The sequence below is a fragment of the Marivibrio halodurans genome, assembly GCF_017963645.1.
Classification (GTDB): Bacteria; Pseudomonadota; Alphaproteobacteria; order UBA8366; family Aestuariispiraceae; genus Marivibrio; species Marivibrio halodurans.
Window position 1 is genome coordinate 91,356 of sequence record NZ_JAGMWN010000013.1, and the last position, 11,426, is coordinate 102,781.

An 11,426-nucleotide genomic window follows, 5' to 3' on the forward strand; every position below is an offset into this window, starting at 1 on the left:
GGGTCGGCCAGCCGCCCCCGCATCCGATCAAGCCCTGATATCGATCGGCGCGCGGGCTATGGGGCTTCCGTCCGGAGCGTATAATGTGCCGGGCGCGGGGACAGCCTCGTCGCGTCCGGCGAGTGTTTCGGCGAAGGCGCGGCGGCTCGCGAGCGCGCGTTGCGCCATATCCTCGAATGCCACCAAATTTCCATCGGCAGGCGCCGCTTCGGCGTCGGGCGGACCGTCTATCGTTTCGCTCGACCCCACCGGCCGCTGTTGCTCTTCCAGCCTCTCGTCGCGCAGTTCGGACTGAGCGGCACTGATTTCCTGCTGTGCCTGGGCGGCGACGCGTGCGTCCTGTGGCGACGGGTCGGCCGGGGCGAGCGCCGCGCGGCGCACGGTGCGCATCTTGGCGATGGTGGCTTCGGGGTTATTCGGGACCGGCGCGGCATCGATACTGACCTCGCCGCCGACGGCATAGAGGCGATTGTCCGGCCCGCGTTGGTACTGATAGCTGGGGGCGCCGGCATAGGGGCCGCCGGCCGCGGCATGCGCGTTCTCGTGCCGGCGGACCTCCGCCTCGCGGCGCTGAAGGTCCCGAACTTGCTCGCGCTCCGCGTCCGTCAGCCCGTCCGGGCCGTCCTCGCGCCCCTCCTCTCCTGATCGGTTGGAGGCGCGGGAAGGGATGGCGTCGGGCCGCGTCGGATCGTCGGGGCCGCGGCGCGGTTCGTTACGCCCATCGCGCGGCGCTTGAAGGAGCGCCAGGCCCTCCGGCCCGATGGAAAGAGGGGCGGCGCGTCCACCCTCCACCGTGCCGGGCGCGTCGCCGCCCGGCTGGCTAGGGCTAGGGGGTGGCCCAGCTTCCGGCTCCTGTCCGGCAATGGGCGCGTCGGCGGTCGCCCGCGACGGGCCGGCCGGCCGCGTGACGAAGAGCAGTGTATTCTGGCTCGTGGCTTCGAGGTACATCGACGCGTTACCAAATGACCGTCCGGTTCGGCCCCGGGTATTTTCCAGACATCGCCAATCGGTTGCCTATAGCACGCCGACAGGTGGGCAGGCGAATCACGAGGCCGCGCCTCGCGGCCGGCGATGTTGCGATGCGAAAAAACACACAAAGAAATGATAGAAATATTGATTCACACACGATTCATGTTTAAATAGATCCAAAGAAGATGGCTCTTATGGGCCAGATCGCTTTCACTCATGCCAGCCATGGAGGTCCCGCCATGACCCGCCTTGCCCGCCCGACCGATGGCGACCCCTCGACGCTCTATCGCGCGTTCGAGACGCTCTCCGGCTTGGAAGGTCTGGACCTTCTTTCGAAATCGATGCTGGAGGTCTTGCCCACGCGGGTAGTCACGGTATCGTCCTTCGGCGCGGAATCGGCGGTGCTGCTGGATCTCGTGGCCCGGGTGGACCCGGATGCGCCGGTCTATTTCATCGATACGGGCATGCATTTCCCGGAAACTTTAGCCTATCGTGATCTGCTGATCGATCGGCTAAGGCTAACGAATGTGATCAATCTCGGCCCCGACGGCCAGGAGCGCGCGGCGGAGGACCCCGAGGATTTGCTGCATCGCAGCGACATCGATGGGTGCTGCGATCTGCGGAAGGTGCGGCCGCTGGACCGTGCCCTGGCCGGGGCCCCCGCCTGGATCAGTGGTCGCAAGCGCTTTCAGGGCGGCGCGCGAACCACTCTGCAAAGCGTGGAATGGGAAGAGACGCCGGAGGGCGGGCGCCGCCTGAAGCTCAACCCCCTGGCGTCGTGGCGGGAAGCCGATATCGATGCGTATTTCGATAACTACGCCCTGCCGCGTCATCCGCTATGGGAGGACGGCTATCCGTCGGTCGGCTGCGCGCCCTGCACGGCCAAGCCCGATCCCGACGCCACGGACCGGCGCGCGGGCCGGTGGGCGGGCCTGGGCAAGACGGAATGCGGCATCCACAACCGCCGCAAGCCCGCGACGAGCCCCATAGCCTGAGCGCATGAACCCAAAACCCAAGCCCTTATATCACGTCCCGGCACCGGTGCGCAGACGCTCGATCGTCGGACGGAATTCCTCCACCACGCGGGCATAGATCTCGCGCTTGAAGGGTACGATCAAATCGACCAACTGGCCGAGGGGGACCCACCGCCATTCCCCGAATTCCGGGGTATGGCGGGTCAGGTCGATATCGGAATCAGTGCCCAGGAAGCGGAAGGCGAACCATTTCTGCGTCTGTCCGCGGTAGCGTCCCTTCCAGACACGACGCGAAAGGCCGGGAGGAAGGTCGTAGGAATGCCATGTCGCGCTCTCGGCCAGGATTTCGGCGCGGTCGGTACCCACCTCCTCCAGAAGCTCGCGCCACGCGGCCTCCTCGGGTGTCTCGCCGGTGTCGATCCCGCCCTGGGGCATCTGCCAATGATCGCCGGGCGTGTCGATGCGGTTGCCGACGAAGACCGCGCCGGATGGATTGACCAGCATCAGGCCAACGCATTCACGATAGGGGCGCGTGTCGGAACTGTCCTGCATCACCCTTTCTTGCTGCCCCGCGTCGCCGGTTCGGTCAAGTCCGAAGGGTCATGTGGCATGACGGGGGAGGGGGTCAACTGCTGCTGGCCCGCGCACGGATGACGGCGGAGAGCGGCGCCAGGACGATTCCCCGCGATTGCAGTTCCTTGGCCCAGCTTTGCACGCGCGCGATCGACACCGGATAGGGCCGGACCAGCACGATCGCGGTTTCCCGCGCCTTGGCGATCACCTCCGCCTCGTTCAGTTTGCGCAGGATTGCGGCGCGGCTCAACGTGTCGTCCGCCACGATATCGGCCGTGACGGCCGGCGCGCCGACGCCGGTCGCGATCCGGGGCGCGGCGGATGTCGCATCCTCCAACGTATCGAAATAGACGAGTCCACGATCGGCCAGGCTGGTCATGATGGGTTGCAGGGCGGTGGCGTTCGCGGTGAAGGCCGAGCCCTGATAGTTGGCGACGCCGATATAGCCGGTCGCCCGGCTCAGGACCCAGTTGAGGCGCTCCATGTTGGCGGCATCGTCGATCGTCGTCATCAAGGCATAGGGACCCGGGTCGCTGCGCGGATAGTCGCGCGGCTCCATCGGCAGGGTCAGCAACACCTCATGGCCGCGATCGCGCGCGGCGGCGATATACTCCGTCAGCTTGCGCGAATAGGAGGCCATGGCCAGCGTGACAGGGCCCGGCATGGCGATCGCTTGCGCCGTCGTATCGTCGGCGATCCCCACATCCGTCACCACGATGGCGATGCGCGGCCGGGTCTCGAGCGCGTTGAAGGGGCGGCTATAGACGCGCCAGGGCTCGCGTCCGTCCGCCGCGATGCGGGGCAGGGGGCCGGTCGGCGATTCCTCCACCAGCGCCGGGTCCGGATGGGGCGCCAACAGGGCGACATCCTCCGCCGCCTGTTCCGCGTCAGCCGTTTCCGGGGCCTCCGCACCCTCGACCGGAGCCTGTTCCGCCCCGGCGGTGCGTTCAGGCTCGTCCTGTTGGAGGTTGGCTTCCTGATTGCCGCTCTCTTCACCCTCGGGCGCGGCGCCGGCGGGCGTGGGGGCGGCGGTTTCCGGCGATGCTTCTTCCCCATCCGCGCCGACACGCACGATCTCGGGCCGCAGATCCTCGACCAGAAGGGAGGGGCGCCGCGCCTTCTCCGCCTCCAGGATCGTATCCTCGTTGAGCCAGAGATAGAGCCCGGTGCCCGCGATCGCGGCCACGAACAGGAAATAGCCGGCGGCCAGCGCGATCCGCTGCCCGTGCCGTTCCAGGAAGGTGGGCTTCAGATGCGCCGGGATATCGTCGTCGTCATCCGTTTCGGATGTCCGGTCCGGGAACTTGGTCGGTGTCGCGACCGTCTTGCCCCGCACGCGCGCCATCAGCCGGGAAAACGGCGATCCGCCCTCCGACCGTGACATGGGAAGCTTTATCCTCGGCGCTTTCATGCGTCCCGCCTTGCCGGCCGCGGCGCCGATGGCATGGCGCGTCGGCCCGAATGAGGACGGTCCCGGGCCCCGTTCCTATTCGGGGCCCGGGATGCGGCGCCCGATCGTTACTCGGCCGCCTGCCTGCGATAAAGCGCGATTCCCTTGATCAGGTCCAGGGCCCGCGCCAGTTGGTAATCGTCGATCGCCCGGTCATGAGCTTCCGCCTCGACGTTCTCATCCCCGCTTTCGCTGTCGGGAGCCGGCGCCTCGTCGGTGCCTTCCCCGGTCTCGGGGGGCTCGGGGGCGGCGTTCTCGTCTTCCTCGTTGGTCAGCGCGTTGCGCAGATCGGCCTCGGTGCGCTGATCGCCGCTCTCCAGCACTTCGAGTTTCGCGCGTTCGACCAGGATATCCGGCGAGATGCCCTTGGCCTGGATCGACCGGCCGCTCGGCGTGTAATAGCGCTGGGTCGTCAGCTTGATCGCCGAGCCCCGGCGGTTGAGCGGCATGATCGTTTGGACCGATCCCTTGCCGAAGGATTGCGTGCCCAGCACGATCGCCCGGCCGTGATCCTGTAGCGCGCCGGCCACGATTTCGGAGGCGCTGGCGGAACCGCCATTGATCAGCACGACCAACGGCAGGCCGTTCGCCCGGTCGCCGGCGGTCGCTTGGAAGCGCTGGATGCTCTCCGCCTCGCGACCACGGGTGGAGACGATCTCCCCCTTGTCGAGGAACGTGTCGGAAATCGAGATCGCCTGATCCAGAAGCCCGCCCGGATTGTTGCGCAAGTCGATCACATAGCCTTGCAGGTCGTCGCCCAGCTCCGCCTTGATCTCGTCGATCGCGCGGTCCAGCCCGTTCTGCGTCTGGCCGGAGAAACTGGTGATGCGGATATAGCCGGCATCGCCCTCGACCCGGCTGCGCACGGATTGGATCTGGATATTGTCGCGGGTAATGGTGACGTCGAACGGATCGCCGCCGTCGCGCACGATGGTCAGGGTGATGTCGCTGCCGACGGGGCCGCGCATCTGATCGACGGCGTCGTTCAGGGTCAGGCCCTGCACCGCCTCCCCGTCGAGATGGGTAATCAGGTCGCCGGCCTCGATACCCGCGCGGTAGGCGGGCGTGTCGTCGATCGGCGAGACCACGCGGACATAGCCGGTCTCGTCCATCGTCACCTCGATGCCGAGGCCGCCGAACTCGCCGCGCGTGTTCGTGCGCATCGCATCGAAGCTTTCCTCGTTGAGATAGACCGAATGCGGATCGAGGCTGCGCAGCATGCCCTGGATCGCCGCCTCTATCAGCTTCTTGTCGGAGACGTCCTCGACATATTCGCGGCGCACCTGTTCGAACACTTGGCCGAAAAGGTCGAGCATCTCGAAGGTGTCGGTTCCGCCCTCGGCGTCGAGGGTCTCGGTGGGAGCGGCGTCGTCCCCCTCCTCCGATTGGGCAAGGGCGGGCGCGGGACCGGCCAGCGTCAGCAGCACGGCGAGCACCGCCAGAAGACGGGCGCCGAGGCGCGGAACGGCCAGGGACGCCGTCCGCGGGGGGAAGAGAGAGAGATCAGAAATCATCCATGCACCTTCAGACTGCCAGCGGTGATCCATTGCAGCGGATTGACCGGTTGGCCGCCGCGCCGCACCTCAACGTACAACTGCGGGCGCCCGCCGTCACCCGCCGATCCGGGGGCGCCGCCTTCATCGCCTTGTACCGTGATCTTCGGCCCGGCCTGGGCGATACGCGCGGACGGCATGACGCCGACCGGTTCCCCCGCCAGGACCCATTGGCCGGCGACGGCGTCGATCCGCTCGAACCCGGCGAGGACCGAATGGTATCCGCCGTCATGCTCGACGATCAATATACGCCCCAGGTCGCGGAACGGACCGGCATAGATCACCTTCCCGTCGAACGGCGCCACGACCTGGGCGTCGGCCCGGGTGGCGACATAGAGGCCCTTGGCGTTGAAGCCGAAGCCGGTGCTCTCGCCATAGCGGCGCAGGATCGTGCCGCGCGCGGGCGCGGTGATCGCCCCCTTCTCCGGAAAGGGACGAAGACCGGCGGGTCGTGTCGCGCGCGCCAGTTGGCGGGCCGTCGGCTGGTCCGGCTCCGGTGCCTCGGCTGTCCCGGGCGCCTCGGGGGCGGGCTTGGCGCGCGCGGCCTCCGCCGCCCGGTCCGCTTCCGCCTCCGCCGCCCGGAGGCGCGCGACGAGATCCTGCAGGGATTGGGAATCCTCGACCATCTCCCGCAGGTCGCGCTGGGTGCGCTGGGAGACGGCGGCTGTCTGCTGGTAGAGGTCGCGCTTTCGCGTGATCAGCGATTCCAGCCGCGCGCGATCCGCCGCCAGGGCTTCGTCGGTGCGGTTCAACTCCGCGATCTTGTCGTCGATATCCGCGCGCACGGCGGCGAGCGCCTCCAGATCGTCGCGCAGCAGCCGCGCGCGCCCCTCCAGCGCCGGGACCGCCGATTTCAGCAGCAGCGCCCCGCGCACCGCTTCCGCCGGCGTGCCGGGATAGAGGAAGACGGCCTGGGGTGGGTCCTCGGAAAGCCGCGCCAAGGCGGCCAGCGTGCCGCTCAATTGACCATGGCGCAGGGTCAGCGCCTTGCGCCGCTCCGCCAGATCGTCCTCCAGCCGCGCGAGTTGGTCCTCCAACGCGGAGAGCAGGGCCTCGCGCTGCTGCGCGCTTTCGGCGACCGTGATGAGTTCCTGGCGCAGGGTGTTGATCTCGCCCGCCAGACGCTGCGCCTCGGCTTCCAGCGCGCGGCTCTTGGCGCGGGTCTGCTCGATCCGCCGGTTGAGGCTCTCCAACTCCGCCTGGCTGGCCTCGCGCTCGTCGCTTCCGGTGGCGGGGTCGGTTTGCGCTTTCGCCGGGGCGATGGGAGGGGCGACCAGTGCCAGCATCAAGACGCCGGCGATCGCGGCCGCCAGGCCGGTGCCCCGCACCCGTCTCGCCTCGCCGCGCGCCATCGCCGTCCGTCCCGGTCTACTCCGCCGCCTGCCGGTCGGCGCGTCGGATCAGGTTGGTGCCGCTCATCGCCTCCGGTTGGTCGAGCCCCATGATGGCAAGCAGCGTCGGCGCCAGATCGGCGAGCCGACCGTCGGCGAGCACCGCGCCCTCGGCCCGTGGCCCGCAATAAACCAGCGGCACGCGGTTCATCGTGTGGGCCGTATGGGCCTGACCGCTGGCGGTGTCGAGCATCATGTCCGCATTGCCGTGATCGGCGGTGATCAGCATGGCGCCGCCCTTGGCGGTCACCGCCTCCTCCAGCCGCCCGACGCAGTGGTCGACGGTCTCGATCGCCTTCACCGCCGCATCGAAGACCCCGGTATGGCCGACCATGTCGGGGTTGGCGTAGTTGACGACGATCAGGTCGAAGCGATCGCTCTCGATCGCCTCGATCAGCTTGTCCGTCACCGCTTCCGCCGACATCTCGGGCTTCAGGTCGTAGGTCGCGACGTCGGGGGAAGGGACGAGGATGCGCTCCTCCCCCTCGAAGACCTCTTCCTCGCCGCCGTTGAAGAAGAAGGTGACATGGGCGTATTTCTCGGTCTCCGCGATGCGCAGTTGGCGCAAGCCCGCGGTCGAGACGACCTCGCCCAGCGTCTCGCGCGGGGTTTCGGGCGGGAACAGCAGGGTCATGAAGGTGTTCAGCGACTTGGAATATTCGACCATGCCGAGCGCGCCGGAGAAGGCGACCGCGGGGCCCCGGTCGAAGCCGTCGAAGATCGGGTCGAGCAGCGCCGTCAGAATCTCCCGCGCGCGATCCGCCCGGAAATTCGCCATCAGCAGCCCGTCGCCGTCCGCCATGCCGGTATAGTCGCCGAGCACCGTGGGGGTGACGAACTCGTCCTTCTCGTCCCGCTCATAGGCTTGGGCGAGCGCGTCCAGCGCGTCGGCGGCATGCGCGCCCTCGGCCCTGGCTATCGTGTCATAGGCCTTGCTAACGCGGTCCCAGCGCTTATCCCGGTCCATCGCGAAGTACCGTCCGGAGACCGTCGCGATACGCGCGCGCGGCGCGGCGACCGCGAAGTTCTTGAGATAGCCTTCCGCGCTGCGCGGCGGGGTGTCGCGGCCGTCCAGGATCGCATGCACGGCCACCCGCACGCCCAGATCGATCAATGCCTCCGCCAGCGCGGCGATGTGATCCTGATGCGCATGGACGCCGCCCGGCGACAGAAGCCCCATCAGATGGGCCGTGCCGCCGCGCGCCTTCACCGTCTCCGCGAAGTCCAGGAGCGCCGGGTTGCGGGTCAGCTCTCCGCTCTCCATCGCTTGATCGATGCGCGGCAGGTCCTGGAGCACCACCCGGCCGGCGCCGATATTCATATGCCCGACCTCGGAATTCCCCATCTGGCCGTCCGGCAGGCCGACATGATGCTCGCTCGCGTCCAATTCCGCATGCGGGCATGTCGACATCAGTCGGTCCATCACCGGCGTATCGGCTGCGGCGATGGCGTTGTTATCGGTCTCCGCGCGCGCACCATAGCCATCCAGGATACACAGGATGGTGGGTTTCGGCCGGCGCGCGCCGGGTGCGCCGTCGCGGGGGGTGGGGGAGGTCTGGGTCATGCTCTTCACCGATCTCGATACGGTCCCGAATGCCGCCTCCGCGCCACGTGCCCTCCATGCCCAGGATATCGGGCCGGGGAGCGGGCCGTGTCGGAGGCGATAGAGGCCTCGGAACGGCCGGTCGGCGCACAGTTCTGTTGAACGGCATTCCCGATAGCGTATCATGGCGCGCGCGGACGGGCATTCGCCTGCCTGTCCACGCCGCCCGCGACACGCCGGGGGCGTTTTACAGGACCGGACCCGACCGGGAAAGTGGCAAGGCCGGCGGCCCTGTCGGATATGGCGTCGGGATCGCGGGATACAAGCGCGGCCGACGGCGAGGGGGCGTATCGGCATGGCGAAGAAGAAATCGGATAAGGGCGGCGCCGGAAAGGGCGGCGCCGACAAGAGCGGTGCCGAGAAAGGCAGTGCCGAGAAAGGCAGTGCCGATAAGGGCGGCGGGGACAAGGCCGGCGCCGCCGGGTCGGATGAATCCCGGCAAACGGACCCGATCCTGCGGACACCCGCCCTGGCGATGCGCGGCTTCGCGAACGAGATCAATCGTAAGCTGGAATCGGCGGGTACGGCCCTGGCCCGGCAGGACGCGGCGCATCTGACCAGTATCGAGGCCTATACGATGCTGCTCTTCATGCTCGAATTCTCCGATGCCGGTCTGTCGGAGAAACATTATCGTACATTGCTGGCCAAGTACGGCGTCGATACGCCCGCCAACCTCAAGATCTATCCGATGTTGAGCCAAACCGTGCTGTTCGAACTCTTCCAGAATCTCGGCATCAGCCGGGAGTCGATCCGGCGCCTGCTGATCCTGATGGCGGAACATGGATTGGTCGACCGCGTTTCCAAAGGCCCCCCCTTCCCGGATCAACTCGGCCTCTCCAAGGAGGGACGGAAGTTGATGGGCCGCGTCGCCAAGAAGCTTGCCAAGGATATCGGAAAGACGAAGCCGTTCGGCTATCTGTAGCCGTGGGCCGAATTGGCCACCCTTTGAAATAGCTTTTTAATATTATTTCTATTAAAAGTTGATGATCGGGAATGCCGTCGGGGAGGCGTGAATGCGCGCGCTTCTTTTCATCTTCTGCCTGGGAATCGGGCTTTGCCCGGGAATCGGGTTGCCGAGTGGGGCCGCCATGGCCGCCGACACCGGCGCCGCGGTCACGCCGGCACCATGGACCGCGCAACTCGCGGCCTGTTGCAAGACCTGCCGTAAGGGCAAGGCCTGCGGCGATAGCTGCATCCGTGCCGATTACCGCTGCACCAAACCGCCGGGCTGCGCCTGCGATGGGGTCAGGCCGCCGGTCCCGGCCGATTGGGGCCCGGCGATGCGCGCGATCGGGGACGCTCTAGAATAGTGCCATCTGGTCGCCGGGACGCGGCGGGCGGTGGAACCGAGAGCAATCGAGTTCGCCCAGCGGCTTGTCCAGGCCGAACCGGCGCGTGGCGATGCGGTAGCGCTGTCGGAAGGTTTCGGCATAGGCGCCGGTGCCACGCATCCGTTCCCCCCACCGCGCGTCGTAGAGCTTGCCGCCGCGCATTTCGCGGACCAGTTTCAGCACCCGGTCCTTGCGATCCGGGGCATGGGCGGCCAGCCATTCCTCGAACAATCCGGCGATTTCCAGCGGCAGGCGCAGCATGACATAGCCGGCGCCACCGGCGCCGCGCGCGGCCGCTTCCTTCAGGATCGCCTCGGCCTCGTGACAGGTGAGGCCGGGGATGATGGGGGCGGTCATGACGCTCGTCGGGACGCCGGCCGCGGCCAGTCCTTGTATGGCGTCGAGCCGCCGGCCGGGCGTCGAGGCGCGCGGCTCCATCACATTGGCGAGATGCCGGTCGAGGGTGGTGATGGAAATGCTGACGCGCGCCAACCCGTCGCGCCCCATCGGACCTAGGATATCGAGATCGCGCAGCACCAGGGCCGATTTGGTGACGATGCTGACCGGATGCCGAAAATCCGCCAGCACCTCCAGGATCGCGCGCATGGACCGCTTTTCCCGCTCGATCGGTTGATAGGGGTCGGTGTTGGTGCCGATCGAGATCGTTCGCGGGCGATACCCCTTGCGGGAGAGCTCCTTCTCCAGCAGGTGCGCGGCATTCGGCTTCCAGAACAGCTTGCTTTCGAAATCGAGGCCGGGCGACAAGCCGTAATAGGCATGGGTCGGCCGCGCGAAACAATAGACGCAGCCATGCTCGCACCCCCGATAGGGATTTATCGACCGATCGAAGGGGACGTCCGGGCTATCGTTTTTCGTGATGATGCTGCGCGCGGCGTCGATGCCGATGCTGGTGCGCAGCTTCGGTGGGGGGAAGTCCGGATCGATCCCGTCCCCACCCGATCCCCAGCCGTCATCCACCGCGTCGTGCGACAGTGCCTCGTATCGCCCGTCGCGGTTGGAAACGGCGCCGCGCCCCTTCACCGGCCGGTCGGCCAGCCGGTCCGGCGCATGCGCGCCATAGCCGTCCTCCATGGAACCCTCCACTGGGGAACCCTCCACTGGGGAACCATCCACCGGAAGACCGGACGTATCGCCATGGGGAAGGGGTTTGCTCATGCGGGCGAGTATGGGAACATTAAAGGAACACGTAAAGTTCTTTCTTCGTTCCTTTTGGCGTGGGCGTCTACATCGCCGGCCAGGGCAGTGGAATTTGCCGCGGGTATGGTTTGTCCGCCGGGGAGGGCATTGAGTATCCGGATCGGTTGGCGGCCGTCTATTTCTCGATCGTCACGATCACCACGCTTGGCTACGGGGATTTTTCCCCGCGTCAGCCATTGCGCCTATTGGCCGCGATGGAAGCGGTATCCGGATTGATCGTTTTCGGAATATTCGTCGGCCTTATCGCCCACTCCCTGAACAGGGTGGGCGATAAGGCGGGGGCGACGAACGTATGGCCCGCCCCGGCTGCAAGCAATAATCAGCAGATGACTCGACGAGTCTGCATAAACGTATCCGGCATTTC

General features: G+C 67.1%; 11 protein-coding genes. 4 read left to right on the forward strand and 7 right to left on the reverse strand.

The features are described 5' to 3' along the window. Window positions 1-27: 27 nt before the first annotated feature. Window positions 28-948 (reverse strand): putative metalloprotease CJM1_0395 family protein, encoded by a 921-nt coding sequence (locus KAJ83_RS18435; RefSeq protein WP_210683589.1) that lies wholly within the window; start codon window positions 946-948, stop codon window positions 28-30. 260 nt (window positions 949-1,208) lie between these two features. Here KAJ83_RS18435 and KAJ83_RS18440 point away from each other — a divergent pair, with 260 nt between their 5' ends. Next, window positions 1,209-1,964 carry a phosphoadenylyl-sulfate reductase gene (locus KAJ83_RS18440; protein ID WP_210683590.1) on the forward strand — a complete coding sequence of 252 codons (756 nt, stop codon included), beginning with the start codon at window positions 1,209-1,211 and terminating at the stop codon, window positions 1,962-1,964. A 30-nt stretch (window positions 1,965-1,994) separates the two neighbouring features. On the opposite strand, the gene KAJ83_RS18445 is transcribed toward KAJ83_RS18440, so the two are convergent. The 5 genes from KAJ83_RS18445 to gpmI form a co-directional block, all read right to left on the reverse strand. Beyond that, entirely contained in the window at window positions 1,995-2,495 is a 501-nt protein-coding gene (locus tag KAJ83_RS18445; protein ID WP_210683591.1) for an RNA pyrophosphohydrolase, read from the reverse strand. Window positions 2,496-2,568: 73 nt separating this feature from the next. After that, window positions 2,569-3,900: a divergent polysaccharide deacetylase family protein gene (locus KAJ83_RS19570; RefSeq protein WP_210683592.1), complete on the reverse strand. Its 1,332-nt coding sequence runs from the start codon at window positions 3,898-3,900 to the stop codon at window positions 2,569-2,571. 134 nt (window positions 3,901-4,034) lie between these two features. After that, the gene (locus KAJ83_RS18455) at window positions 4,035-5,480 is read right to left on the reverse strand and encodes a S41 family peptidase (RefSeq protein WP_210683593.1); all 1,446 of its coding nucleotides are present in this window, start codon (window positions 5,478-5,480) and stop codon (window positions 4,035-4,037) included. Next, window positions 5,477-6,871, reverse strand: coding sequence for a murein hydrolase activator EnvC family protein (locus KAJ83_RS18460; RefSeq protein ID WP_210683594.1), 1,395 nt, complete (start codon window positions 6,869-6,871; stop codon window positions 5,477-5,479). Before KAJ83_RS18460 ends, KAJ83_RS18455 begins: the two co-directional genes overlap by 4 nt. A 16-nt stretch (window positions 6,872-6,887) precedes the next feature. Further along, on the reverse strand, window positions 6,888-8,474 hold the full coding sequence (gene gpmI, locus KAJ83_RS18465; protein WP_210683595.1) for a 2,3-bisphosphoglycerate-independent phosphoglycerate mutase: 1,587 nt from the start codon (window positions 8,472-8,474) through the stop codon (window positions 6,888-6,890). Between the two features lie 334 nt (window positions 8,475-8,808). Here gpmI and KAJ83_RS18470 point away from each other — a divergent pair, with 334 nt between their 5' ends. Then, window positions 8,809-9,435 (forward strand): hypothetical protein, encoded by a 627-nt coding sequence (locus tag KAJ83_RS18470; protein WP_210683596.1) that lies wholly within the window; start codon window positions 8,809-8,811, stop codon window positions 9,433-9,435. A gap of 91 nt (window positions 9,436-9,526) precedes the next feature. Next, complete coding sequence (locus KAJ83_RS18475) at window positions 9,527-9,823, forward strand: hypothetical protein (protein WP_210683597.1); 297 nt, start codon at window positions 9,527-9,529, stop codon at window positions 9,821-9,823. Here KAJ83_RS18475 and KAJ83_RS18480 read toward each other — a convergent pair. Then, entirely contained in the window at window positions 9,815-10,936 is a 1,122-nt protein-coding gene (locus KAJ83_RS18480; RefSeq protein WP_210683598.1) for a PA0069 family radical SAM protein, read from the reverse strand. The genes KAJ83_RS18475 and KAJ83_RS18480 overlap by 9 nt on opposite strands. Window positions 10,937-11,079: 143 nt before the next feature. Here KAJ83_RS18480 and KAJ83_RS18485 point away from each other — a divergent pair. Further along, window positions 11,080-11,426 (forward strand): potassium channel family protein (locus tag KAJ83_RS18485; protein ID WP_210683599.1); only part of this gene is annotated, 347 nt, incomplete at its 3' end.

Coding starts and splice junctions, on each gene's coding strand:
- KAJ83_RS18435 (WP_210683589.1), bottom strand. CDS start 948: ATGTACCTCGAAGCCACGAGCCAGAATACACTGCTCTTCGTCACGCGG.
- KAJ83_RS18440 (WP_210683590.1), top strand. CDS start 1,209: ATGACCCGCCTTGCCCGCCCGACCGATGGCGACCCCTCGACGCTCTAT.
- KAJ83_RS18445 (WP_210683591.1), bottom strand. CDS start 2,495: ATGCAGGACAGTTCCGACACGCGCCCCTATCGTGAATGCGTTGGCCTG.
- KAJ83_RS19570 (WP_210683592.1), bottom strand. CDS start 3,900: ATGTCACGGTCGGAGGGCGGATCGCCGTTTTCCCGGCTGATGGCGCGC.
- KAJ83_RS18455 (WP_210683593.1), bottom strand. CDS start 5,480: ATGATTTCTGATCTCTCTCTCTTCCCCCCGCGGACGGCGTCCCTGGCC.
- KAJ83_RS18460 (WP_210683594.1), bottom strand. CDS start 6,871: ATGGCGCGCGGCGAGGCGAGACGGGTGCGGGGCACCGGCCTGGCGGCC.
- gpmI (WP_210683595.1), bottom strand. CDS start 8,474: ATGACCCAGACCTCCCCCACCCCCCGCGACGGCGCACCCGGCGCGCGC.
- KAJ83_RS18470 (WP_210683596.1), top strand. CDS start 8,809: ATGGCGAAGAAGAAATCGGATAAGGGCGGCGCCGGAAAGGGCGGCGCC.
- KAJ83_RS18475 (WP_210683597.1), top strand. CDS start 9,527: ATGCGCGCGCTTCTTTTCATCTTCTGCCTGGGAATCGGGCTTTGCCCG.
- KAJ83_RS18480 (WP_210683598.1), bottom strand. CDS start 10,936: ATGGAGGACGGCTATGGCGCGCATGCGCCGGACCGGCTGGCCGACCGG.